At 25.9% G+C, this 25998-nt stretch carries 21 protein-coding genes; 18 read left to right on the forward strand and 3 right to left on the reverse strand.

Annotation, left to right across the window (positions count from 1 at the left end):
• Positions 1-46 precede the first annotated feature (46 nt).
• The 7 genes from ric (at position 47) to ACH36K_RS06650 (ending at position 10873) form a co-directional block, all read left to right on the forward strand.
• Positions 47-745 carry an iron-sulfur cluster repair di-iron protein gene (ric, locus tag ACH36K_RS06620; protein WP_411170159.1) on the forward strand — a complete coding sequence of 233 codons (699 nt, stop codon included), beginning with the start codon at positions 47-49 and terminating at the stop codon, positions 743-745.
• Positions 746-779: 34 nt separating this feature from the next.
• Positions 780-1586, forward strand: coding sequence for a DUF438 domain-containing protein (locus ACH36K_RS06625; RefSeq protein ID WP_411170665.1), 807 nt, complete (start codon positions 780-782; stop codon positions 1584-1586).
• Positions 1587-1817: 231 nt separating this feature from the next.
• Complete coding sequence (locus ACH36K_RS06630) at positions 1818-2531, forward strand: Crp/Fnr family transcriptional regulator (RefSeq protein WP_411170160.1); 714 nt, start codon at positions 1818-1820, stop codon at positions 2529-2531.
• Positions 2532-2615: 84 nt separating this feature from the next.
• Complete coding sequence (locus tag ACH36K_RS06635) at positions 2616-3425, forward strand: nitroreductase family protein (protein ID WP_411170161.1); 810 nt, start codon at positions 2616-2618, stop codon at positions 3423-3425.
• Positions 3426-3703: 278 nt separating this feature from the next.
• Positions 3704-5965, forward strand: coding sequence for a glycogen/starch/alpha-glucan phosphorylase (locus ACH36K_RS06640; protein ID WP_411170162.1), 2262 nt, complete (start codon positions 3704-3706; stop codon positions 5963-5965).
• A 593-nt stretch (positions 5966-6558) separates the two neighbouring features.
• Entirely contained in the window at positions 6559-8709 is a 2151-nt protein-coding gene (locus ACH36K_RS06645) for a YhgE/Pip family protein (RefSeq protein WP_411170163.1), read from the forward strand.
• Positions 8710-8722: 13 nt separating this feature from the next.
• Complete coding sequence (locus tag ACH36K_RS06650; protein ID WP_411170164.1) at positions 8723-10873, forward strand: YhgE/Pip family protein; 2151 nt, start codon at positions 8723-8725, stop codon at positions 10871-10873.
• A gap of 87 nt (positions 10874-10960) precedes the next feature.
• On the opposite strand, the gene ACH36K_RS06655 is transcribed toward ACH36K_RS06650, so the two are convergent.
• Positions 10961-12073, reverse strand: coding sequence for a DEAD/DEAH box helicase (locus ACH36K_RS06655; RefSeq protein WP_411170165.1), 1113 nt, complete (start codon positions 12071-12073; stop codon positions 10961-10963).
• 283 nt (positions 12074-12356) lie between these two features.
• Between ACH36K_RS06655 and ACH36K_RS06660 the strand changes: the two genes are divergently transcribed.
• From ACH36K_RS06660 to ACH36K_RS06675, 4 genes are all read left to right on the forward strand, one after another.
• A complete protein-coding gene (locus ACH36K_RS06660) occupies positions 12357-13061 on the forward strand; it encodes a response regulator transcription factor (protein WP_411170166.1) in 705 nt (234 codons plus the stop codon).
• Positions 13036-15198: a sensor histidine kinase gene (locus tag ACH36K_RS06665; protein WP_411170167.1), complete on the forward strand. Its 2163-nt coding sequence runs from the start codon at positions 13036-13038 to the stop codon at positions 15196-15198. Before ACH36K_RS06660 ends, ACH36K_RS06665 begins: the two co-directional genes overlap by 26 nt.
• 267 nt (positions 15199-15465) lie before the next feature.
• Positions 15466-16302 carry a methyl-accepting chemotaxis protein gene (locus tag ACH36K_RS06670; RefSeq protein WP_411170168.1) on the forward strand — a complete coding sequence of 279 codons (837 nt, stop codon included), beginning with the start codon at positions 15466-15468 and terminating at the stop codon, positions 16300-16302.
• A gap of 29 nt (positions 16303-16331) precedes the next feature.
• Positions 16332-16739, forward strand: coding sequence for a secondary thiamine-phosphate synthase enzyme YjbQ (locus ACH36K_RS06675; protein WP_411170169.1), 408 nt, complete (start codon positions 16332-16334; stop codon positions 16737-16739).
• A 187-nt stretch (positions 16740-16926) separates the two neighbouring features.
• On the opposite strand, the gene ACH36K_RS06680 is transcribed toward ACH36K_RS06675, so the two are convergent.
• Positions 16927-17340 (reverse strand): EamA family transporter, encoded by a 414-nt coding sequence (locus tag ACH36K_RS06680; protein ID WP_411170666.1) that lies wholly within the window; start codon positions 17338-17340, stop codon positions 16927-16929.
• 375 nt (positions 17341-17715) lie between these two features.
• Here ACH36K_RS06680 and ACH36K_RS06685 point away from each other — a divergent pair, with 375 nt between their 5' ends.
• Positions 17716-18480, forward strand: a complete 765-nt coding sequence (locus ACH36K_RS06685) for a hypothetical protein (protein ID WP_411170170.1) — start codon at positions 17716-17718, stop codon at positions 18478-18480.
• Positions 18481-18527: 47 nt separating this feature from the next.
• Here the strand turns inward: ACH36K_RS06685 and ACH36K_RS06690 are convergent, their stop codons facing one another.
• On the reverse strand, positions 18528-18659 hold the full coding sequence (locus ACH36K_RS06690) for a hypothetical protein (RefSeq protein ID WP_411170171.1): 132 nt from the start codon (positions 18657-18659) through the stop codon (positions 18528-18530).
• Positions 18660-18868: 209 nt separating this feature from the next.
• Between ACH36K_RS06690 and ACH36K_RS06695 the strand changes: the two genes are divergently transcribed.
• From ACH36K_RS06695 to ACH36K_RS06720, 6 genes are all read left to right on the forward strand, one after another.
• Positions 18869-19549: a response regulator transcription factor gene (locus tag ACH36K_RS06695; RefSeq protein WP_411170172.1), complete on the forward strand. Its 681-nt coding sequence runs from the start codon at positions 18869-18871 to the stop codon at positions 19547-19549.
• Positions 19540-20556, forward strand: coding sequence for a sensor histidine kinase (locus tag ACH36K_RS06700; RefSeq protein ID WP_411170173.1), 1017 nt, complete (start codon positions 19540-19542; stop codon positions 20554-20556). The genes ACH36K_RS06695 and ACH36K_RS06700 overlap by 10 nt, the downstream gene beginning before the upstream one ends.
• Before the next feature lie 114 nt (positions 20557-20670).
• The gene (locus ACH36K_RS06705; protein ID WP_411170174.1) at positions 20671-21441 is read left to right on the forward strand and encodes an ABC transporter ATP-binding protein; all 771 of its coding nucleotides are present in this window, start codon (positions 20671-20673) and stop codon (positions 21439-21441) included.
• A complete protein-coding gene (locus ACH36K_RS06710) occupies positions 21431-23422 on the forward strand; it encodes an ABC transporter permease (RefSeq protein ID WP_411170175.1) in 1992 nt (663 codons plus the stop codon). Before ACH36K_RS06705 ends, ACH36K_RS06710 begins: the two co-directional genes overlap by 11 nt.
• Before the next feature lie 189 nt (positions 23423-23611).
• On the forward strand, positions 23612-24397 hold the full coding sequence (surE, locus tag ACH36K_RS06715) for a 5'/3'-nucleotidase SurE (RefSeq protein WP_411170176.1): 786 nt from the start codon (positions 23612-23614) through the stop codon (positions 24395-24397).
• A complete protein-coding gene (locus ACH36K_RS06720) occupies positions 24379-25941 on the forward strand; it encodes a chloride channel protein (RefSeq protein WP_411170177.1) in 1563 nt (520 codons plus the stop codon). The genes surE and ACH36K_RS06720 overlap by 19 nt, the downstream gene beginning before the upstream one ends.
• Positions 25942-25998: the final 57 nt, after the last annotated feature.

Below are 25998 nucleotides of genomic sequence, written 5' to 3' on the forward strand. Positions count from 1 at the left end.
ATAATTTACTCATAGATAAGAAAACTAAATGTTTGGAGGAATTAATATGAAAAATAATATAAATGTAAATTTAAGTCTAGGTGAATGTGTTATTATTTATCCTGCAATTGTAGAAAAGTTTAATGATATGCAATTAGATTATTGCTGTGGTGGAAATAAAAATTTAGAAGCTGCATTAAAGGAAAAAGAAATTGATGTGGAAAAATTTATTGAAGATGTGAATAATGAACTTGATGAATTTATATTTGATAATTCTTCATATATAAATTGGAATAAAAGATCTTCAGAGGAATTAATTAATCATATAGTAAATACTCATCATATTAAAACATTTGAATTATTAAAGGAAATCGATCCATTATTGTTAAAAGTGTTTAAAGTTCATTATGATCATTTACCAGAAGTTTTAACAAGAGTTCATAAACTTTTTGGAGCACTAAAATGCGAATTAGAAGAACATCTAATAAAAGAAGAAAAAATACTATTTCCAAAGATAATTGAATTTGAAAAGATTAATGATAAAGTGAAAAAAGATAAATTAAGAAAAGAAATAGAAAGCTTTATAGGAGAACATGAAGCAGCAGGGGATATACTTAAAGAACTAGTAGATATTACAGATGATTATAATGCTCCAGAATGGGCATGTACAAGCTTTAAATTATTATATCTAAAAATGCATGAACTTGAGAAAGACTTATTTGTTCATATCCATAAAGAAAACAACATTTTATTTAAGAGATATTAATAGAAATTTTATTAAAAATATAGAGGTGATTAATTTGGAAAATAAGAGATTTATTTTAGATAATGGAGTAAATAGAGCTGTTAATGAAGAAAAAATAAAAGAATTAACTACACTTTTAAGAGGATTAAATGAGGAAGGATTAACAGAAGAGCTAAAGGAAAAGGGATTAAAACTTGTTAAATCAATAAGTCCTTTAGAGCTTTCTATGGCAGAACAGAGCTTAGTAGAAGAGGGAATGAATCCAAGTGAATTAAGGCATTTATGTGAAATTCATATGATGATTTTAAAAGGTGAACTTGAGAAATTACAAAGCAATATATCAAAAGGACATGTTTTATATACACTAATAGAAGAGCATGAATTAATTTTAAATTTCTTAAAAGAGTTAGATGAAGTAACAAAGACAATATTAAGCATGGGTAATTTTGATGAAAGCAGAAAAGAATTTGGAAGAGTAACTGAATTAATTAATAATATACTAGATGCTGAGCCACACCACAAAAGAGAAGAGGATGTTTTATTCCCTGAGCTTGAAACAAGGGGGATCACAGGGCCGACAAGAATAATGAGACTTGAACATGAAGATTTAAGAAAAAAGAAGAAAGAGTTAAAGAAATTAAGCGAATCTGTTTCTCTTTTAGACTTTAATGAATATAAAATAGAACTAAAAAGACTTTCAAATGCTATTTGCTTTGAGTTAAAAGATCATATCTTTAAGGAAAATTATATATTATATCCTACGGCGTTAGAAAGTATAGAAAGTGATACTAAATGGACCAATATGAAAAAAGAATGTGATAATATAGGATATTGCACATTTACGCCGGAAGAGTGTAAATAGTAAAAGATATTTTATTAATTCACATTAGTTAAATATATATATCTTATTCAGCATTATAAATAATAGATACCTCCTAAGTGATGATCTAAATCTTTGATTTAGTTAGCATAACTTACACCTAAGAAAGTATGTGAATAGGTGTTTCCTATTAATCATATAATTTTAATTATAAATTTGAGTTTTATAGTATAATTAAGATAATATTATGATTTTGATTAGGAGGTATTTATTTTGAATTGTGACTTTTGTTGTGAAAAATGTGCTAGTAGATTATATGCACGAGAAGTACCTATATTTGAATCACTTTCTGAGTCTGAGTTAGATAGAATAATAGATATAAGAAAACATATGGCTTTGAAAAAAGGAAAAAGCTTATTTTTAGAAGGAGATAAAGTTTCAAAGCTTTTTATTATAAGTGAAGGCATGATAAAAATAACTAAAAATACAGTAGAGGGGAAAGAGCAAATTATAAATATATTAACTGTTGGGGATTTTCTTGGAGAAAATAATATATTAGGGGATACCCTTGAAAGTAATGTATCTGCAATAGCTGTTAAAGATACTGAACTATGTACTATTTCTAGAGAAGATTTAAAAGAAATACTATACTCTAATCCTTCTATTTGTTTAAAGCTTCTTTCAGAATTAAATAAAAGATTAATAGAAGTAGAGAATTTAACAAGAAATTTATCTAATAATAATCCGGAAGCAAGAATATGTTGTATGCTTTTAGAGTTTTCAGATAAATATGGAAAAGACATAAATGGAAAAATTGAAATAGACTTACCACTAAATAGAGAAGGAATTGCCAATTATTGTGGAATAGCTAGAGAGACATTAAGTAGGAAACTGACTTTATTAGAAAGTGAAGGTATCATAGAGATTATTGGAAATAAAAAAATAGTAGTAAATAATTTGAATTTGCTAGAAGGATCTATCTTTTAAGAAGGTGTGTATTAAAGGACATAATTACATTGTAAATAATTAGAATTTTTAAAGTGACAAATATAGTCTGGGGGAAAGATTAATATGAGTCTAATATTTAATAAGCCAATAACAGAAATAATAAAATCTAGATACTCAGTTAGAAATTACAGTAATAAGCCTTTATCTGATAAAATTATTAAAGATTTAGAAGATTATATAAGCAAAGTAGATAATCCTTTTAAAATAAATATAAGAATTAGTTTGATAAAAAAGGATAATTTTAAAAATGAAATTAAACTTGGTACTTATGGTGTTATAAAAGGAGCAAATTATTATTTGGTAGCAGCTTGTGAAGATAAAGACTTTGCACTACAAACTTTAGGCTATACTCTTGAAAAAGTAATTTTATATTGCACTTCATTAGGGCTTGGAACGGTTTGGTTAGGGGGAAGCTTTAGTAGAGGAGACTTTGCAAAAGCGATTAATCTTAAAGATAATGAAATATTACCAATAGTATCTCCAGTTGGTTATGAAGGTGGAAAAAAATCTTTACTAGCATCTATTATTGGAAACAATAAAAACAATAGAAAAAAATATTTAGAGCTATTCTTTAATGAAAGCTTTAATATTCCACTTTCGATGGAAAATGCAAAAGAATATGGAGAAGCATTAGAAATGGTAAGATTAGCACCATCAGCTGTTAATAAGCAACCTTGGAGAATAATAAAGGTAAATAAAGATATACACGTATATACAAAGGGAAAAGTTGATATGAATAGAATAGATATAGGTATAGCTCTTTGTCATTTTGATTTATATACAAAGGAAAAAGGAATCAATGGAGAATTTAAATTTATGAATGTCAATATTCAAAGTAAATACGAATATGTTATATCATGGATAAGGGAATAATTATAAAAAGAAAGTCGCTTTAAAGGCTTTCTTTTTATTTTGTATATAAGTGTAATAGAGATTGATTTATATATAATTAAAAAAAGATCTATAAGACAAATAAATATAAAAATTTTTTAATTTATATAAATAATATACAAATAAAAGAATGAATATACAAATTAATAAATTTATAATTGGTATTATAATACGTGTAAAGGGTTTAAGAAACCCTAAAAATTAGAATATTCAAAATTAAAATAATTATAAATTAATTTTATTTAGAGGTGGGATAGAATATGTTACAAGAAAACTTAACAAAAATTCTAGAAAAGAGATTTGATAAGACAATAAAGGAAGCAAGCAACGAAGAAATCTATTTAGCTTTATTAGAATTAACAAAAGGATCAATAAAGAAAAAAGGAACTAATAAAGGAGACAAAAAACTTTATTATATTTCAGCAGAGTTTTTAATAGGAAAGTTATTATCAAATAACTTAATTAATTTAGGTCTTTATGAAGAAGTTAAAGAAGTATTATCAGCAAATGGTAAAGAATTAACTGAAATAGAAGAAGTAGAGTTAGAACCATCATTAGGTAATGGTGGGCTTGGAAGACTAGCTGCATGTTTCTTAGATTCAATTGCAACTTTAGGATTAAATGGGGATGGAGTAGGCTTAAATTATCACTTTGGATTATTTCAACAAGTATTTGAAAGTAATAAACAAAAAACAGTTAAAAATCCATGGATAACTAGTGAAAGTTGGTTAAATAAATCAGATATAAAATTCGAAGTTTTATTTGGAGGATTTAAAGTTACATCAAGTCTTTATGATATAGATGTTACAGGTTATGATAAGGCTTGTAATAAGCTTCGTTTATTTGATATAGATACAATAGATGAAACATTAGTAGAAGAGGGTATAAACTTTGATAAGGAAGAAATAAAGAAAAACTTAACTTTATTCTTATATCCAGATGATAGCGATAAAGCTGGACATTTATTAAGAATATATCAACAATACTTTATGGTAAGTAATGCAGCTCAATTAATTTTATTAGAAGCAGAAGAAAATGGATATGATTTACACAAGTTATATGATCATGTAGTTATTCAAATAAATGATACTCATCCATCAATGGTTATTCCTGAATTAATTCGTCTTTTAGGTGAAAAGGGAATAGAAATGGAAGAAGCTATTGAAATAGTATCTAAGACTTGTGCATATACAAATCATACAATATTAGCAGAAGCATTAGAAAAGTGGCCAATAGAATATTTAGATAAAGTTGTACCACAATTAATGCCTATTATAAGAGAATTAGATAATAAAGTAAAAGCAAAATATGATGATGAAAAAGTAGCTATAATAGATAAGGATAATAGAGTTCATATGGCACATATGGATATTCACTATGGATTTAGCGTAAATGGAGTTGCTGCTCTTCACACTGATATATTAAAGGAAGAAGAATTAAAGCCATTTTATGATATTTATCCAGAAAAGTTTAATAATAAGACAAATGGAATAACATTTAGAAGATGGTTAATCCACTGCAATAATGAACTTACTAAGTTTATAAGTGAATTAATTGGAGAAGACTTTAAAAAGGATGCTACTAAATTAGAAAATTTATTAAAATATATAGATGATAAAGCTGTTTTAAATAAGATTGGAGAAATTAAAAAGAATAATAAAATTGCTCTTAAGGATTATTTAAAAGAAACTCAAAATGTTGAAATAGATGAAAATTCTATATTTGATATTCAGATAAAGAGACTTCATGAATATAAGAGACAACAAATGAATGTACTTTATATTATTCATAAGTATTTAGATATTAAAAAGGGAAATATCCCAACAACTCCAATAACAATGATATTTGGAGCAAAAGCTGCACCAGCTTATATAATAGCTCAAGATATAATTCATACTATCTTATGCTTACAAGAAATTATAAATAATGATCCTGAAGTTAACAAATACTTAAAGGTTGTTATGATAGAAAACTATAATGTAACAAAGGCATCTAAACTAATTCCAGCTTGTGATGTTTCAGAACAAATTTCACTGGCATCTAAAGAAGCTTCAGGAACAGGGAATATGAAGTTTATGCTAAATGGAGCATTAACTTTAGGAACTGAAGATGGAGCTAATGTTGAAATACATGAATTAGTTGGAGATGACAACATTTATATCTTCGGAGAGTCAAGTGAAACTGTTATTGAACACTATAAGAAAGCAGATTATGTTTCAAAGAAATATTATGAAAAGCCTGCAATAAAAGAATTAGTTGACTTTATAGTAAATGATGAAATGGTAGCAGTTGGAGATAAAGAAAACTTAACAAGACTTCATAAAGAATTAATTAATAAAGATTGGTTTATGACATTATTAGATCTTGAAGATTATATCAAGACTAAAGAAGTAGTATTTAAAGATTATGAAGATAGAGAAACTTGGAACAGAAAAGTTTTAATTAACATTAGTAAAGCCGGATTCTTCTCTTCAGATAGAACTATTGAACAATACAATAAGGAAATCTGGAAACTAAAGTAGAAGATGATTATAAATTACAACTACAAACAAAAAAAGCTGCATAAGCAGCTTTTTTTATTTAAATTACTTATAATATCTCATAAGTAATTTATTTATCAAATACTACTCATATTTTCTCATGAGATTGTTCTTCTTCATAAAGAGTTACTATGGCAGTAGTAGAATCAATCCAATATATATCTATATCATCGGCTAATATGTTTTTTCCATCATTTGAAATTGAACTTTTGTATAATTTTATAATTTAAACCAGTAAAATGAAAAATTATATTTATAGAAAATTTAATTAATCATTTTGAGAAATGTTAAATTGAAAATAAAGATTGAAAAAATAATTTATATTTTTAATATAGGTAAATGTTTTCTATGGTTTTTTGCATATAGTAAAAAATCTGACTAAGGAGTATAATATGAAAATGTAAGCATATGTAGTTAAAGAAGGGATGATTAAGTTTATATTAATTGAGTGTATAAAATTTATAGAATTAATAATGTATTAATTTATTTTATGAGTTTTGTATTAAAGAAAATTAAAATTGTATTTAGTTAATTTTAAAATTATAGTAATCAAAGTAGTAGAGGAAATAAATGATATGAAAAAAATAATGACGGTTTTTGGAAGAGACTTAAAAAGTATTATAAAAAATCCAGTAGCAATGATTATTGTCATTGGAGTATGTATTATACCATCTTTATACGCATGGGTTAATATAAAAGCTTGTTGGGATCCTTATGGAAACACAAGTACTATTCCAATAGCAGTAGTAAATAATGATAAAGGAGCAACTATTGCAGGACAAAATATAAATGTAGGGGCTGAAGTAGTAGAGGAGCTTAAAGAAAATAAAAATATAGGTTGGAAATTCGTTAATAATGAAGAGGCTGATATGGGAGTTATTGATGGAACATATTTTGCAACTATAGAAATACCAGAAACTTTTTCAGAGGATTTAACGAGTATAGCAACTGATAAAAGCAAGAAACCAGAAATAACATATAAGCTTGATACTAAAGCAAATCCAGTAGCAGGTAAAATTGCAGGGGTAGCAGAAGGGACTTTAATAGATGAAATTACTTCGAATTTTATAGAAACTGTTAATAAAAAAGCTTTTGAAAAGATTAATGGATATCAAGAGGATATAGATAAAAATCGTAATGATATAGTAAAGCTTAAAAATGCTATTATAACAATTTCTAAAGAGATGGATTCTATAATAGCAGTTTTAGAAAATGTTAATTCAAATTCGGGAAATTTAAATGACTATTTAAAAGAAGTCCAAGCTTCTATTCCTACTTTAACAAGTGGGATAACAAGTAGAGAAACAATAACTCAAAACACTGCAAATTTAATAAAATCAACAAATGATAGTTTTAATACATCTTTCAATGTATTAAATCAAAATCTAAATCAAATGAAGGTTGGTATAGATAATATTATAAGCATATTAGATACTATTAATGTTAATGAAAGTACTACAGATATAAGTAGTAAATTAAATGCTTTAAATAGTAATATGAATGTAGTAAATAATAGTACAGATTCTAATATAAGATATCTTGAAGCTATTAATAAAGAAAAACCGAATAAAGGAATTGGAGACTCAATAGTTGATTTAAAGACAGTTCAAGATAAATTAAATAAACAAACTGATATATTGAATTCAATTACAAAAGGTTATTCTACTTTAAGCGAAGATAAAAAAGAAGTTATAAATCAATTAAAAGCAAATTTAAAGGAAATTTCAAATGATATAGATAAATTAACAAGCAATTTTAAAAATAATGCAATGCCAGTATTAGATGAAATAGCTACAAGTTTAACTGATGCAACACAAAAAGGTTCTCAATTATTAACAAAATCAAAGGAATCAGTAAATGGAATAGCTACTTTGATAAACTCAGCAGCTCAAGGAAGTCAACTTACAAACAAAGTTTCAGACGATATATTAGAACAATTAAATATGTATAAAGATGATATAAAGTATGTAGGAGAGCAATTATCAAAGTTAAATGATGAAAATATAAATAGCATACTTGCAATACTTCAAAGTAATCCAGATTTAATTGCTTCTTTTATATCAAATCCATTTAATATAAAAGAAGTAAAAGTATATTCTGTTCCAAACTATGGCTCAGCAATGGCACCAATTTATTCCGTTTTAGCTCTTTGGGTTGGTGGATTAATATTAACATCAGTATTAAAAACAGAAGCGCCTAAGATTAAATGGGATGAAAAAATTACAATAAGACATAAGTATTTTGGTAAAATGTTTACCTTTGTAATATTGGCTACAATACAAGGTTTAATAATAGCATTAGGTAATATATTTTTACTCAAAGTTTACTCCGTCAATCCATTTTTAATGGTAATATTTTCAGTTTTATCAGCTATAACATTTTCAATAATAATATTTACTAATGTATCATTACTTGGAAATGTAGGAAAAGCAATTAATATAATATTTATGATTATCCAATTAGCAGGTTGTGGAGGAAGTTATCCAGTACAAGTAGATCCTCTTATATTTAGAATATTACAACCATTTTTCCCGTTTACTTATGCTGTAGGAGGCTTTAGGGAGTCAATAGCAGGACCATTAGCAACTAGTGTTACATTAGATATAGTAGTACTATTAATATTTAGTGCATTATATATATTATTAGGTTTTATTTTCAAGCCAAGATTAAATAGCGTAGTTAGCAAGTTTGAAAAAAAATTCCATGAATCAGGTATAGGTGAATAATGGAGGTAAAATAATGAAAATGTTATTTAAGATATTTAAAAGAGATTTAATTAAAATTAAAAAAAATTATGCAGCAATGATTGTAGTAATAGGATTATGTATTATACCTTCACTATATGCTTGGATAAATATTTGGGCTTGCTGGGATCCATATGCTAATACTGGTAATTTGCCTGTGGCTGTAGTAAATAAAGATGAAGGAGCAGTAGTAAATTCTACAGAAATAAATGTTGGGGATGAGGTTGTTGAAAATTTAAAAGAAAATACTTCAATAAAGTGGGAATTTCTAGACGAATGGCAGGCAAATAATGCATTAAATCAAGGCACTTATTATGCGATAATAGAAATTCCGCAAAATTTCTCAAGTGGATTAGTAAGTTTAACTACAAAAAGTCCTAAAAAACCAAATATAATATATAAATCAAATGAAAAGGCTAATGCCATTGCTACAAAAATTACTAATGTAGCTAAAGATAAATTAACAAAAGAAATAAAATCAAACTTTATAGAAACTGTTAATAAAAAAGCGTTTGATGAATTAAATAAAGTAGGATTACATTTAGAGAATAATAAGCCTAAAGTTCTTGGTATTAAAGATGTAATAAGTACTGCAGAAAATGATTTAGAAAGTATACAAAATTATATTAATGATTCATCAAAAAATGCAGAGGATTTAAATAATTATATATACAGTATAAAAAATGATTTACCACTTATTACAGAACAAATAAATGATTTGCAAGATGCAGCAGAAGCAAGTAAAAGGCTAGTAAATGAAAGTAAAAATAATTTAATTACACTTAATGGAGACATCAATAGTAATATTATTAACTTACAGGCGCTATCACAAAAGATAGATACAATGTTAAAAAGTATGAAAAATATAAATATGCCTAAAGAGGATATTATAAAGAATATTGATCAATTACAAAGCTATACAGGAACTATGGAAGCTTTAGCAAATGCTTCTATTAAAGAATTAGAAGAAATTAACTCAACATTAAATGATGAAAAGTTAAATTTATTAATATCGAATCTTAAGAATTTAGAAAAAACATTAAAAAATCAAGAAAATATATTAAATGAATTAAAGGATAAAGTAAATAACGGTAAGATCGAAGAAGGCTTTTCTAATAATATAGATAATGTTATAAAATTAAATGAGGATGCTGTTAACAATATAATATCAATATCAAATGAATATTATAGAAATAGTACAAATACTATTAACAATGTTGCTAATACAACGAACTTAAGTTTAGATAATTTAAATTCAATTTTAGAAACATCAAAAGTAATAGTACCACAACTAAATGCTTTAGCTAATTATGGTATAGCATCGAGTAATGAAGCAATGGATGATGCAGAAAGGTTAAGCGAAAAAATAGCTACATTACAAAAAAATATAAAAGAATTAAATGAGAAATTAAATAATTTAAATGAAGAAAGTTTAGATGAAATTATAAGCATAATGGGAAAAAATCCAGAAGAAATAGCTAATTTTATATCTTCACCAATAGAAGTAAGTGAAATTGAAGTATATGGTAAAGGTGTATTTGGAATTGGATTAACTCCGTTCTATACAGTATTAGCCATATGGGTTGGTGCACTTTTAGCAGGAGCTTTGTTAACAACGCATTGTGAGGATTTTGAATATGGGCCACAACCTAGTATGATGCAAAGACATTTTGGTAAGATGCTTCTTTTTATTAGTATAAGTTTAATTCAAGCATTTATAGTAACTTTAGGTGACTGGTTAATATTAAAAATAAAGGTGTATAATGTACCATTATTATTTGGTTTTTCATTTTTAACATCTATTACTTTTACAATAATAATTTTCACTTTAGTATCTATTTTGGGGAATGTAGGAAAAGCTATTGCAGTTATTATAATGGTTTTTCAGATAGCAGGAGCTGGAGGAATATATCCAATACAAACTAACCCTGAGATATTTGGAGTTTTATATCCATTATGGCCATTTACATATGCTATAAATGGATTTAGAGAAGCAATAGCAGGACCAGTTTGGAAAACTGTAATAACTAGTGTATTAGCACTTGTAGTATATTCATTAGTGTTTATAATTCTTTCAATATTAAAGAAACCATTTCATAAGTTAATTCACTTTATGGAACATAAATTTGAAGAAGCAGAGATATAAAAATATAAGAAAAGGATATAGAAATTAAGAGTCTATATCCTTTTTGTCTTTTATTCAAAATAAAAAAAGCTGTAGTTGCAGCTTTTTTTATCTAAAGTTAACTTCACGTTCAGGAATTTTATATTGTAAATATTCTTCTATTTCCTCTAAAATATTATAATTTTTAGGATCAGTAATAAGGCAAGTGTAGCCACTATCTCCAGCACGAGCTGTTCTTCCTATTCTATGAATATAACTTTCAACACTTTCAGGTGCATCATAATTATATATGTGAGTAACTCCAGTAATATCTATACCTCTTGAAGCAACATCTGTAGCTATTAAATATTGAATATCACAGTTTCTAAAAGACTTCATTATTTTTTCTCTTTTATTTTGAGGAACATCACTATGTATTTTTTCAGTCTTTATACCTTTAGAGGAAAGCTTTGCTTCTAGCTCGTCAGCTCTTCTTTTAGTTCTGCAAAAGATAATAGACATAAAAGGATTATCATCTTCTAAGATTTTAACTAAAGCATCAACTTTCCATCTATCAGTAGTTTTAACTACTTGTTGTTTGATGTTAGGAATTATAGATTCCTCTTCTTCTGTAATATCAATGATTTGAGGATTATTCATATATCTATAAGCTAATTTCTTTACTTTAGAATCTATAGTTGCAGAGAAACAAAGAGTTTGTAATTTTTTAGGAGCATAAGACATTATCTTTTCTATCTCATTTCTAAATCCCATTAAAAGCATTTGATCTGCTTCATCTATAACTACAGTATTTAACTTACTTAAATTTATGCTTTTTCTTTCTAAATGATCAAGTAGTCTTCCAGGAGTTGCAATAATTATATTGATTCCTTTATCAAGCTTTTTTAACTGAGAGCCTACATCTTTACCACCATAAGCTGCTAGTATTCCTAAATTGCTTATATTAAATTTATTAGCTTCTTCAGTGATTTGTATAGCTAATTCTCTTGTTGGAGATAAAATTAATACTTCTGTATTTTTAGAATTATTATTTACTCTTTGAAGAATAGGTAATAAAAAAGCTAGAGTCTTCCCAGAACCTGTTTTTGACTTAGCAATAATATCATTATTATTCATAATTAAAGGAATAGTTTGAACTTGAATTTCAGTAGGTGTTTTTATATTATAATTATTTAATTTCTTTATTAAGTTATCATCTATTTTTAAATTTTTAAAATTCATAAATTAAGTCCTTTCATAATTTAAAATAAAATAAAGTGGAGCTTGGTATCCGGCGAAAGACAACCAAGCTCCACAAATAATTAGCACTTACGTACCAACTGCTTAATAATAATAACATTAAATTAATAAATAATCAACATAAAGTTTTTTATTTTATATTTAGAAAATCTTTAGAATTACCTAAAGTATCTCTTTAGGATTAGAAGATATACTTTAGGTAATAGGGATTAAGTAGAAATTTTATTGTATAATATTGATAGTATTTTAAAAAAGGAGTTAAGTTATGAATTCATATAATGTTTTAGTTGTAGAGGATGAAAAGGAGATAGCAGATGCTATTGAAATATACTTAAAGAACCAAGGGTATACAGTTTTTAAAGGATACAATGGAATAGAAGGACTAGAAATTATAAATAAGGAAGAAATTCATTTAGCAATAGTGGACATAATGATGCCTAAAATGGATGGTATAACTATGACTGTAAAGCTTAGAGAAAAATATGATTTTCCTATTATTATGCTTTCAGCAAAATCTGAGGAGGTTGATAAAATAGTAGGACTTAATATAGGAGCTGATGATTATGTTGCGAAGCCATTTACTCCACTAGAATTATTAGCTAGAGTAAATTCTCAGTTAAGAAGATACTCTAAATATTTAAATGCTCTTGGTGTAGAAAAAGAGAAAACAAACAGTTTTATAATAGGAGGTCTTGAATTAAATGTTGATAAAGTTGAATTAAGTGTTGACGGAAATCTAGTTAAAATAACACCAATTGAGTTTAAGATACTTCAGCTACTTATGCAAAATCCAGGGAGAGTATTTTCATCAGAAGAAATATATGAAAGAGTATGGAACGAGCAAGCAATCAATACTGATACAATAATGGTTCATGTAAGAAATATAAGAGAAAAAATTGAAATTAATCCTAAGAATCCGAAATATTTAAAGGTGGTGTGGGGAGTTGGATACAAAATTGAAAAGCAGTAAAAAAAATTACCTATTAAGCACAGTAGTATTTATATTAGTTATTTTAACATCAGTGGGTTTAGTAGCATCTTATCCAAGAATAGCTAAACTTGCAAATGAAAAAGAAAAACCTCCATATTATGAAGATTATTATTTTCAAATGGATTTATTTAAGGGAAGCTTTGTATTATATAAAGATCTTTTAGAAAAGGAACAAAACAGAGACATTTCTTCAGAAGAAATATTCTTTAAGGAATTCAAAAATGATAAATATGATTATAATTATATAAAACAAAGACTTAATTCTGAATTAAGTAATTGGAATAGAATATTAAAAAGAGATTTGAAAAATTTAGATTATTATATTATAGATAAGCAAAGCAAAGTCTCATCTACGAATACAGATAAAAATTTAGGTGCTTTAATATCTAATGAAACAAATAAAGATCTATTAAATGATTTGGAAAGTTATTATGGATATTATATGGTAATTGACTTCGATGAATATGGTGGTATTAAGGTAAATAAAATAAAGGGAGCTGATGAAAGTACAATTGATATATTTATGGATTTTCAGTGGAGAAATTTAATAGATGGATATGGTAATCTTACATTATCAAACCCTAAAAATATAACTATAACCTATGCAGTTCCTAAGGAATTGAAGTATGTAGATAGAATAAGTAATTATATGAATAGGTTTAATAGTTATGCTTATGGAGATATCATTATAATTTATGTTTTGATAGCTTATGCAGTGATAGTGCTTATATCTTTAATTATTCCATATAGAAAGTCAAAAGACATTATTGGAATTAGAAATTTTATTAAAATGCCTTTTGAGATAAATACAATTATAATTACTGTAATTACAGCTTTAGTTTCGTTATCTCCGAATATATCTTACTGGACTGCAAACAATGAATGGATTAAAGAAGCTTTAGCTAAAGTTGGGATTCCAGTTATATTAACAACTCCATTATTAATGATAGGAAATGTAGCGTACTGGTTTATTTTATTAATTACAGCGTTTTCAACTATAGTTTTACTTAAATCTATATTTAATAAAGGAATAAAGAATTATATAAAAGAAAACACAATAATATATAAATTTTTTAAGTGTTTAAAAAATTTATGGATAAAAATATATAATAGTATTACAGATATAAATTTAAAAGATAAGTCTAATAAAGTAATAATTAAAATATTAGCAGTTAATCTTATAGTTTTAATTTTTATGTGTAGCATATGGTTTTTCGGAATAGGTGTATCTATAATATATACAATAGTTCTATTCTTTATTTTAAGGAAACATTTTAATAATATAAAAAATAAATATCAAATATTGCTTAAGGCTACAAATAAAATTGCAGAGGGAAATTTAGATGTTACTATAGAAGAAGAACTTGGAGTTTTTGAACCACTAAAAGATGAACTACAAAAGATACAAAAGGGATTCAAAAATGCAGTTGATGAAGAGGTAAAAAGCCAAAGAATGAAAACTGAGCTTATATCAAATGTATCTCACGATTTAAAGACTCCATTAACATCAATAATTACTTATATAGACTTACTAAAAGGTGAAAATGTAAGTGAAGAAGATAGAAGGATATATTTAGATACATTAGATAGAAAATCTCAAAGACTTAAAAATTTAATTGAGGATTTATTTGAAGTAAGTAAAGCAACAAGTAAGAATATTCAATTAAATATAGTTAATGTAGATATAGTTTCTCTTATGAAACAAACTCAATTTGAGTTAAGCGATAAAATAGAAGAGTCTTCATTAAAATTCAAGTGGAATTTTCCAGAAAGCAAAGTTATAGTACCGTTAGATAGTCAAAAAACCTTTAGAGTATTTGAAAATCTGTTAATAAATATAGTTAAATATTCAATGCCAAATTCAAGAGTTTATATAGATATAATAGATGAAAATGAAGAGGTTTATGTGACTTTAAAAAATATGTCTGCCAATGAAATTGATTTTGCGGCTGAAGAAATAGTAGAAAGATTTGCAAGAGGAGATGAATCAAGAAATACAGAAGGTTCAGGACTTGGATTAGCAATAGCAAAAAGTTTTGTTGAATTACAAGGAGGAACCTTAAATATAGAAGTAGATGGAGATTTATTTAAAGTAATATTAAAATTTAAAAGGTAATAGAAAATATTAGCGTAAGACTAAAATAATTTTAACAGTTAACTTTAAAATCTTATAATAGCTAAAAAAGACATCAACAGGATATAATATTTATCTAATTGATGTCTTTTTTAATATTTAAAATAAAATTTGTAAAAGAAGTAGTTGAAAAATTAAATGTAAAATCTATTTTGCAACAGTCTCTTTTGAGATATAATATAACTTGATATAAAGGTTTACAATAAAATAACAATAATATAAATATGATATTTTATAGGGGGAGAGTTTATGATTTATAAAGTTGAAGAAAATGATATTATGTTAGTTTTTGATAAAGTAACTACTTACTTGAATGAGTTGTTTGAAGAAAAATTATTGGTAGCTTTTAATAATATTAAAGAGTGTATAAAGGTATATGAGGGAGAGAGTATTCCTTTAAAAGTAACTGTGGGACAAGAAGTATTAAAAGGATCAGCAGCATATGAGTGTATGATGAGTAAAAGAACTATAAATAAAATAATACCTAAGGAAGTTTTTGGAGTTCCGTATAAAGTATATGCATTTCCAATATATGATAATAATAAAGAAATTGTAGGTTCAATATCTATTTGTAAGAGTTTGATAAGGCAAAATAGAATTTTAAGTATAGCAGAAAATATAGAAAGAAGTTTATCGGAAATTAGTGGAATAGTAGCAGGAATTGCAATGAGTGTTCAAAATGCTGCCCTTGAAAGTGAAAATATAAATGAGAAATCAACAATAGTAAAGAAGGAAGTTGCAGGAACTGATAAAATATTATCAATAGTTAAGGAAATAACTAACCAAAATAATCTTCTTTCTTTAAATGCTAGGATTGAAGCAGCTAGAGTTGGAGAACTGGGAAAGGGATTTGCTGTGGTAGCTAGGGAAATGGGGAACTTGGCGAAAAATAGCAAAGATTCATTAAAGGAAATAGAGGATAAGCTTTTAAGTGTTAGAGAAGCTTTTAATGATATTACAGAGAAGTATTCTAATATGAATAGTGGCTTCGGTGAGCAAGTCTCTTCATTAGAGGAGATCGCAGCAACTATAGAGGAGTTAAATAAAACATCTACAAATCTAAGAGAGATGGCAGAAAAAATGTAGGCTGTATTTAGGATTATAGGAGGGGTATTATGACAAATCTTTTTAAGCATAATTTAAAAATAAAAGATAGACAATCTATGGTTAACATAACAGAAATTATAAATGAAGATATTAAAGTTTCTAATATCAAAGAAGGAATTGTAGTAGTTTATTGTCCTCATACAACAGCAGGAATTACTATTAATGAAAATGCAGATCCAGATGTGGTAAAAGATTTAATTTATGGTTTTGAAAAAGTATATCCAACTATTGATAAAAATTATAAACATTTTGAAGGAAATTCTCATGCTCATATGAAATCATCAACTATGGGAGTATCACAAACTTTAATACTTAATGATGGAATGTTAATACTTGGGAGATGGCAAGATATTTATTTTTGTGAATTTGATGGTCCAAGAGAAAGAACTTTTTATGTGAAAATAGTAAAAGGATAAAATTATAAGATAATTATGTACAGCGTAGATAGATTTGCTTTTATACGAGTCTATCTACTATTTTTTTATAAATAAATCTCATATATTAATATATCTTTTAGTAATAAAATTTAGTTTCTATAAATCATTTTGAATGCTTTTCTTAAAAGAGTATCCTTATATTGTACAAGCAAAAGGCTTTGAATATTTAAAGTATCATTATAAAAGTTCCAATTGTAATAAAAATACCGCCTAATAATGTTTTTACAGTGAGAGTTTCTTTTAAAATTATAAAAGCTAGAATCATACTAATTACAACACTAAATTTATCTATTGGAACTACCTTTGAAGCTTGTCCAATCTGAAGAGCTTTATAATAAAATAACCAGGATAAGCCTGTAGCAATACCTGATAAAATTAGAAATATCCAACTTTTTTGATTTATATTAGAAATTTGATTGTAGCTTCCATTAATAAAAACTATTCCCCAAGCCATTATTAACACTACAACAGTACGTATTGCCGTAGCTAAATTTGAGTTTATATTTTCTATTCCTATTTTAGCTAAAATTGAAGTTAATGCAGCAAAAAATGCTGAGAGAAGTGCAAAGACTATCCACATATTAGAAGCCCCTTTAACATTTATTTTTTTTATCAATGTAAATTTCCTCCATATAAGACTTTAAATTAATTATATACTATCAGTATTAATAAAGCTATGAAATGATAATGGAAATCAATAAAAATTTTTTATTTTCTTTAAACATGTTAATTATATAAATTGAAAAGTAAATATAGATAAAATAATATAAATAATATCTAAATATGCATATAATATAAATTTATAGCATTATATATAGTAAAGGATAAAATTAAATATTATTTATAATATAATAATATTTAAAACTTAAAAAACTATTAAATTAACAGGAAAAAAGAGGAAAACTTAATGCTGTATAGAAGTATTAACTGTAACTAATTTTATGGAGGGGGTAGTATGGTATTATCAACTAATCCAGCAGTTAGGCTATACGAAATTTTAAGTGAAGCAAAGGAGTTTTGTAGTAAAAGTTCTAGTAAACAAAGTAGATTTAGAACAGTAGAATCGGTTCTTGCTCAGGTCTTTGATTTAGATATAAACGACGACGAAAAAATATTTAAATCTATCATACAAATTGTAGAAATGATAGAGAATATTAAGAAGTTAACTAATAAGATAGAGAGTGATTCTAAGGATGGATTAGTAAAAACTCTTACTAACTTTGAAAAAAAGATTATGGCAATAGGGTTAGATGATGATATACACAAGTTAGACAATATAATAACAAAAGAAATACTAATATCAATAAGCGGTTTAGCATTAGCTTTAGATGTAAGTAATCAATATAGAAATATAGAAGAAGAAAATTTAATGAAGTTCAAGGAAAAAATACACATATTAATAGAAGAATTAAATGAGTTAGAAGTAAATGAAGAACTAAAGGAGTTTTTAAATAGTGTACTTACTGATTTATACTATAAAATAGATGAATATAAGATGTATGGAATGGATGGATTAAAGATCTCCGTTGAACAAGGGCTAGGAAGTATAATGTTTAATAAAAATATTTGTGTGGAAGCTTCTAGGAATGCAAAGTTTAAAGAAAATATAAAAAAGGTTTTAAATTTACTTACAAGTATAAATACAACAATTTCATTTGTAAAAAACATTATGCCAATAGCCTCAGAAGCAAATGACATAGTAAATAGGTTGTTAGGATAAAAAAAGAGCTATATTATTGGTAATTTTCCAATAATATAGCTCTTTTTCTATTTATGTGTTGTACGAGTCGAAGGCTCATTCTCCCCATATGGAGTCTTTTCATTAGATTTATTTTTAATCATCTTATCATAGTTAGGTGATGATGGATTAGTAGTATCTTTTGAATTTTTATTTTTCATTTAAAATCCTCCTTAATGATTATTATCAATAATTAGAATTCCCCTATTATTAGAAAATATTATTATTTATAAGTGTATAAAATAAAACTTATGTAAGATATATTTAAAAGTAGAATCTTTATTATACTTAAATAATATGAAATTTTGATATATAATTTAATATAGTGGAAAAACAAGAAAATAGTGGTTTTTTATTATTAGGAGGAAAAATGGATACAAAGAAAATTTTTATAATAGAAGATGAAGATAAAATTAGAACGGAATTATGTACTTTCTTAAATAGATATGGATATGAAGCTAGTTATTCCTTAAATTTTGAAAATATAGTAGAAGAGGTTATGAAAGAAAAATATCATTTAATTTTATTAGATATTAATCTTCCTTATTATGATGGATATTATATTTGCAGAGAAATTAGAAGACGAAGCTCTGTCCCAATAATAGTTGTAACAAGTAGAGATAGTGAAGTGGACGAGCTTATGAGTATGAATTTAGGAGCAGATGATTTCATAACAAAGCCTTATAATACTCAAATACTTTTAGCTAGAATATCTTCAATAATAAGAAGAACTTATAATAATTCTGATTCAGAAATATTGGAATATAGAGGACTTTTACATAACTTATCTACAAGTGAAGTTGACTATAATGATAAAAAAATTGAACTTAGCAAAAATGAAAGTAAAATACTATATGTTTTAATAAAAAATAAGGAAAAGATAGTATCTAGAAATGAAATAATAGAAGCTTTATGGCAGTCTGACGAATTCGTAGATGATAATACATTAACAGTAAATATAAATAGGTTAAGAAAAAAGCTAGAGGAAATAGGAGCAATAGACTATTTAAAAACTAAGAGAGGGCAAGGGTATATATTAATATGGGATTAATGGACTTTATTAAAGAAAGAATATTATTTGTAATTATAAGTTTATCTATATTGATATTTAGTTCAATACTTTTGCGAGCTTTAAATGTAGATTCATATGCTATTGCATTTATGTTTATACTTAATTTAATTAGTGGATTAATATTTCATGTATATGACTATTTTAATAAAAAAAAGTATTATAATGAGTTGATTTCTAATTTAGATACATTAGATAAAAAATATTTAATTTCAGATGTTGTAGATGAGGGGAATTTTATAGATAGTAAGATTTTATATTATGTAATTAAAGAAGCTAATAAAGCTATGAATGATGAAATTGCTTCTTTAAAAATAAATAATAATGAATATAGAGAATATATAGAGTTATGGGTCCATGAGATAAAAACTCCAATATCCAGCTGTAAATTACTTATAGAAAATAATAAATCAGATATTACAAAAAGTATAGATGATGAAATATATAAAGTTGAAAACTATATTGAACAAGCTCTTTTCTACACTAGAAGTAATGCTTTAGAAAAGGATTATATAATAAAAGAATTAAACCTAAAGAACTCCATTAATAAAGTTATAAAAAGAAATGCTAATACTTTAATAGAAAGAAAAATAAAAATTGAAGTAAAAGATTTAGATGTAATTGTTTATTCAGATAGTAAGTGGATTGAATTTATTATAAATCAAATAATATCTAATTCTATTAAATATATTGGAAATGGTGAACGTATAATCAAGTTTTATACAAATAAGGTAGGAGAAAACATTATTTTATATATTGAAGATACAGGAATTGGAATGAGTGAAAAAGATGTAATTAAGGTCTTTGAAAAAGGATATACAGGAGAAAATGGGCGTAGATTTGGAAAATCAACAGGAATAGGTCTATATTTGTGTAAAAAGTTAGCTATAAAGCTTGGACTTGGAATAAATTTGACTTCAGAGCTTAATGTTGGAACTAAAGTATCAATAATATTTCCTATAAATAGAATGATGATTTTTGAAAAGTAATTTTAAATATAGTTATATTACAAAAGTGTAAGTTTTCTGTTATGTTATTCTATGGATTGAAGGCACAATAAATCTTAGAATTATCCTATAGTAATAAATAGGAGGAAAGATAATATGGGAAAAGAAGTATTGAAAGTAAGTAATATAGAAAAGTATTATGGAAGGAAAGGTAATGTTACAAAAGCAATTAATGATATAAGTTTTGCAGTTGAAGAAGGAGAATTTGTTGGTGTTATGGGAGCATCAGGAAGTGGGAAAACTACACTTTTAAACTGTATATCAACAATAGATAAGGTAAGTAGTGGACATATTTATATATCAGGAAATGATATTACAAAATTAAATTCCAAAAAGATATCAAAATTTAGAAGAGAAGAGCTAGGATTTATATTTCAGGATTTTAATCTTTTAGATACTTTAACAGCTTATGAAAATATAGCTTTAGCTTTAACTATATTAAAAATCAATCATAAGGAAATAGATAAAAGAGTAAAAGAAATAGCTAAAAAATTAAATATAGAAGAGGTTTTAAATAAGTATCCATATGAAATGTCGGGTGGACAAAAGCAAAGAGTTGCATCTGCAAGAGCAATAATAACAAGTCCATCATTAATATTAGCAGATGAGCCAACAGGGGCTTTAGACTCTAAATCAGCCAAGATGCTTTTAGAAAGCTTGGAAAGTTTGAATAAAAGCCTGAATGCAACAATTATGATGGTTACTCATGATGCTTTCTCTGCTAGTTATGCAAGTCGTATTTTGTTTATTAAAGATGGAAGGATATTTAATGAATTAGTTAGGGGAAGTGATTCGAGAAAAGAATTCTTTGAGAAGATAATTGAAGTAATAACTCTTCTTGGAGGTGATCAAAACAATGTATTCTAAGTTGGCATTTAGAAATTTGAAAAGAAGTTTTAGAGATTATACTATATATTTTTTAACATTAGTATTTGGGGTATGTATATTTTATACATTTAATTCAATACAATCTCAAAGCATTATGATGGAGTTAAATGAATTTCAAGCATCAGCCTTTGAGCAAGTAGATGGTATAATGGGGTATGCGTCAATCTTTGTATCATTTGTTTTAGCATTTTTAATTATATATGCAAATAACTATTTAATAAAAAGAAGAAAAAAAGAGTTTGGAATATATATGACATTAGGAATGGAAAAAAGCAGTTTATCTAGAATAATATTTATAGAAACATTAATAGTAGGTGTAATATCTTTAGCTATAGGCTTAGGTATAGGAGTACTTTTATCACAAGGGTTATCAGTAGTAACAGCTAAAATGTTTGAAGTAAATCTTATTAAATTTAAGTTTACTTTTTCATCAAGTTCAATGATAAAAACTTTAGTTTGTTTTGGAACTATATATTTAATTGTGTTAATGTTTAACTCAATAGCAATAAGAAAGGTTAATCTTATTGATTTGTTAACATCATCAAGAAAGAATGAAAAAATAAAAATAAGAAACATTTGGATTTCTGTAATAACATTTATTATAAGCTGTATTATGATTGGATATGCATATTATATGGTTTTAAAAAATGGAGTAGCCACAGTAAGTCTTAATGTAACTGGTGTAAGTATATTATTAGGTACAGTAGGAACATTTTTATTTTTCTTTTCTTTATCAGGCTTTTTACTAAAGTTAGTTCAAGCTAATAAAAAGCATTATTTAAAGAATTTAAATATGTTTTTATTAAGACAAATAAATAGTAAGATAAATACAGTATTTATGTCTATGGCTTTTATATGTTTAATGCTATTTATTGGAATTTGCATGCTTGCAGGAGGACTTGGTATAAATAGCGCCATGAATGCCGATATAAAAGATTTAACCCAATATGATTTAACATTTTGGAACTTTAAAGGCACTAATATAGAAAATATATTACAAGAAAATGGAGTAGATTTAAATGAATACTCTAATGAATATGTGAATTATATAAATTACAATAGTGATTTAAAATATAATGATATTTTGTCAGAGGAAGGAAGAGAAGAACTTAAAAATTATTATCAAGTTTTCTCAAATCAACCAGTTCAAATTATAGGCTTATCAAAATTTAATGAAATTATGAATATGGCAAATAAGGAAAGTATAAAATTAAATAATGATGAATATGCAATATTTACTGATGTAAATGATTCTATAAAGGTATTTGATAAGGCTTTAGATGAAAATAAGGAGATAAATATAAATGGATTTACACTAAAACCAAGTGAAATTGATGTTATTGAGGTTGTCGCTTATGATCATATGATGAAAAGTAACATGTGTACTATTGTAGTTAATGATTCAATTACTGAAGGTCTAACACCAATAAGCTCATTCTTGAACTTAAATTATGATAAGAATAAAAATAATATTGAGCAATTAATTAAAGAAAAGGTAGATCCTATAGCTGAAAAAGAAAAAGGCAATATATATTCTCTTACAAAAGATGAGTTATTAGCAGATTCATCAAGTCTTGGAGCAATAATATCATATTTAGGAATTTATATTGGAGGAATATTTTTAATAACAGCAGCAGCGGTATTAGCTCTTCAACAATTATCTGAATCAACAGACAACATAGAGAGATATAATCTATTAAGAAAAATAGGTGTTGATGAAGAATTAATTAATAAATCTTTATTAAGTCAAATAGCAATATATTTTATGATGCCACTAGCTTTAGCGTTAATACATTCAATAGCAGGATTAGAATTTTCGAAAAAAATCATAACTGCTTTTGGCGGCATAAGTATAATGAATAATATATTAATAGCATTAGTTGTATTATTAATAATATATGGTGGATATTTTATAGCAACTTACTTTGGAGCAAAGAAAAATATAAATCAAAGAATATAATAAATTATTTTAATAGAAACAATTATTTAAAAGGGTGATATAGTTTAATTTAATAAGACTATATCACTCTTTTTCATCTCATTTAATTTTATGATAGTATATAATATATAAGTAAAAAGTAATAATATAAAGAATAGTTTTTATTAAGGCTTATAGCAATAATTAAAATTTAATTGAAGGAGGACTTATATGAAAATATTAATTACAAATGATGATGGAATAGATGCGAGAGGGATAATAGCTTTAGCAAAAAAAATATCTAAAAAACATGAAGTGATAGTTGTTGCGCCTAGAGAACAAAAAAGTGCATCCAGTCATTCTATATCAATTCACAGCCCTATAAAAATAAGAGAAGAACAAATAGATAAAGGCTTTAAATCCTATAGTTTAGTTGGAACTCCAGCTGATTGTACTCAAGCAGGATTATCATTACTTGGAGAAAATATAGATTTAGTTATTTCAGGGGTGAATAGAGGATTAAATTGTGGAACTGATATATTATATTCCGGGACAGTATCTGCAGCTATAGAAGGAGCAATATATAGTGTGCCATCAATTGCTATTTCTATGGAAGTAGATTGGAGTAGAGAAGATGAGGATTATACAAAAGCAGTTAATTGGGTAAGTAGGATTGTAGATATAGCAGAAAAAAGCTATTTAAAAGATAATGTGGTTTTAAATATTAATGTTCCAGATGTAAAAGAAGAAGAGATTAAAGGATTTAAGGTTTGTAGGTTAGGAAAATCAACATATAAAACTGATTATATTTTAATAGAAGAAAATGAAGATAAGATTTATATGACAAAAGGAACGAGAAATAACATTTTAGAAGATGATTCGGATTTGTATTTTTTATCAGAGGGGTATGTAACATTAACACCACTGCATTTTGACTTTACTAATTTTAAGATATTAGATGAAGTGAAGAATATATTTGAAGATAAGGTGATGGAAGAATGGAAGACGAAAAGATAAAAGATATATTGCTACAAAGAAAAAATATGAAATTTAGATTAATAATTGAAGGAATTATCATAGGCTTAATTACAGGCGGGGTTATAGTACTAAATAGAATAGCTATAAAAAAGTCATATGGAGTTTTTAATAAGCTATATTTATGGGGAAATAAGGGTTTAATTAATAGTCTTTTAGTAATAATAGTTTTAGCTATAATAGGAATAATAGTTGGAATTATGGTTAAAAAAGAAGGAATGATTTCTGGTAGTGGTATTCCACAAGTAAAGGGAAGAGTTATAAATAAGTTAAAAATGAATTGGCTTAGAATACTGATATATAAATTTCTAGGTGGAGTGTTAGCATTATCAGCAGGGCTTTCTCTTGGAAGGGAGGGTCCATCAGTACAAATTGGTGCTTCTATAGGAGAAGGGGTTGCAGAAAAAACTTATAAAAAAATTCCTGTAAAAAAAGAATTTTTAATAACAGCGGGGGCATCTGCAGGGCTTTCTGCTGCATTTAATTCGCCACTATCAGGAATAGTATTTGCATTAGAAGAAATCCATAGAAATTTTTCTCCATTAGTCTTATTACCTGCTATGGCAGCTGCTATAAGTGCTGACTTTGTATCGAAAAATTTTTTAGGGATGGAGCCAGCATTAAAATTTAATACTATGAATGCATTGCCTTTAAAATATTACTGGATATTAATTATTTTAGGTATTATAACAGGAGTAATGGGAGTTGTATTTTCAAAAGGAATATACTTATTTCAAGATTTGTATTCTAAATTAGAAAGAGTGCCTCAAGAAGTTAAAGTGATGATACCATTTATAATAACAGCAGTTATTGGGTTGATATCTCCTATGTTATTGGGAGGAGGACATGAATTAATATTAGATTTATCATCGGGAGAACAATCTATTTTATTTCTAATAATAATATATTTATTAAAGTTCCTATTATTATTAGTTTGTTTTGGATCAGGGGTACCAGGAGGTATATTCCTTCCAATGTTACTTCTTGGAGCTGTTCTTGGAGATATTGTTGGAGTATTTTCAATAGATATTTTAGGTGTAAGTAGTTCATTTATAATTAACTTTATAGCACTAGGTATGGCTGGATATTTTGTATCTGTAGTAAAAGCTCCTATAACAGGTATAGTTCTTATTATGGAAATGACAGGTTCATTTAATCATTTATTATCACTATCAGTAGTTGTAATAATTTCATATATAACATCAGAATTTCTAAGAAATGAACCTATATACGAAGTCCTCTTAGAAAGACTTCTTAAAAAAGTTGGAGTAAATAAAGAAGAAAATGATAATAAGAAAACTATATTAGAGTTTGTAGTTGAAATGGGAAGCTTAGTAGAAGAAAAATTTATAAGCGAAATTGAATGGCCAAAGGATTGTTTACTTGTTTCTATAAAAAGAGGAGAAAAAGAAATAATTCCAAGGGGATCTGTAAAATTAATAAGTGGCGATTACATAGTAGCTTTAGTGAATATAGACAAAAGAGCTTTTATAATAGAAGAAATTAATAAACTTACTTTAGTCTAGGAAAATTAAAAGAGAACTATAAATTAAAACCCTTAATTTATAGTTCTCTTATTAATT

Origin of the sequence: Clostridium sp. MB05 (assembly GCF_046581255.1) — a bacterium.
GTDB lineage: Bacteria > Bacillota > Clostridia > Clostridiales > Clostridiaceae > Clostridium.

Coding starts and splice junctions, on each gene's coding strand:
- ACH36K_RS06720 (WP_411170177.1), top strand. CDS start 24,379: ATGGAAGACGAAAAGATAAAAGATATATTGCTACAAAGAAAAAATATG.
- ACH36K_RS06650 (WP_411170164.1), top strand. CDS start 8,723: ATGAAAATGTTATTTAAGATATTTAAAAGAGATTTAATTAAAATTAAA.
- ACH36K_RS06635 (WP_411170161.1), top strand. CDS start 2,616: ATGAGTCTAATATTTAATAAGCCAATAACAGAAATAATAAAATCTAGA.
- ACH36K_RS06675 (WP_411170169.1), top strand. CDS start 16,332: ATGACAAATCTTTTTAAGCATAATTTAAAAATAAAAGATAGACAATCT.
- ACH36K_RS06695 (WP_411170172.1), top strand. CDS start 18,869: ATGGATACAAAGAAAATTTTTATAATAGAAGATGAAGATAAAATTAGA.
- ACH36K_RS06680 (WP_411170666.1), bottom strand. CDS start 17,340: ATGTGGATAGTCTTTGCACTTCTCTCAGCATTTTTTGCTGCATTAACT.
- ric (WP_411170159.1), top strand. CDS start 47: ATGAAAAATAATATAAATGTAAATTTAAGTCTAGGTGAATGTGTTATT.
- ACH36K_RS06660 (WP_411170166.1), top strand. CDS start 12,357: ATGAATTCATATAATGTTTTAGTTGTAGAGGATGAAAAGGAGATAGCA.
- ACH36K_RS06655 (WP_411170165.1), bottom strand. CDS start 12,073: ATGAATTTTAAAAATTTAAAAATAGATGATAACTTAATAAAGAAATTA.
- ACH36K_RS06685 (WP_411170170.1), top strand. CDS start 17,716: ATGGTATTATCAACTAATCCAGCAGTTAGGCTATACGAAATTTTAAGT.
- ACH36K_RS06645 (WP_411170163.1), top strand. CDS start 6,559: ATGAAAAAAATAATGACGGTTTTTGGAAGAGACTTAAAAAGTATTATA.
- ACH36K_RS06690 (WP_411170171.1), bottom strand. CDS start 18,659: ATGAAAAATAAAAATTCAAAAGATACTACTAATCCATCATCACCTAAC.
- ACH36K_RS06710 (WP_411170175.1), top strand. CDS start 21,431: ATGTATTCTAAGTTGGCATTTAGAAATTTGAAAAGAAGTTTTAGAGAT.
- ACH36K_RS06705 (WP_411170174.1), top strand. CDS start 20,671: ATGGGAAAAGAAGTATTGAAAGTAAGTAATATAGAAAAGTATTATGGA.
- ACH36K_RS06700 (WP_411170173.1), top strand. CDS start 19,540: ATGGGATTAATGGACTTTATTAAAGAAAGAATATTATTTGTAATTATA.
- surE (WP_411170176.1), top strand. CDS start 23,612: ATGAAAATATTAATTACAAATGATGATGGAATAGATGCGAGAGGGATA.
- ACH36K_RS06670 (WP_411170168.1), top strand. CDS start 15,466: ATGATTTATAAAGTTGAAGAAAATGATATTATGTTAGTTTTTGATAAA.
- ACH36K_RS06640 (WP_411170162.1), top strand. CDS start 3,704: ATGTTACAAGAAAACTTAACAAAAATTCTAGAAAAGAGATTTGATAAG.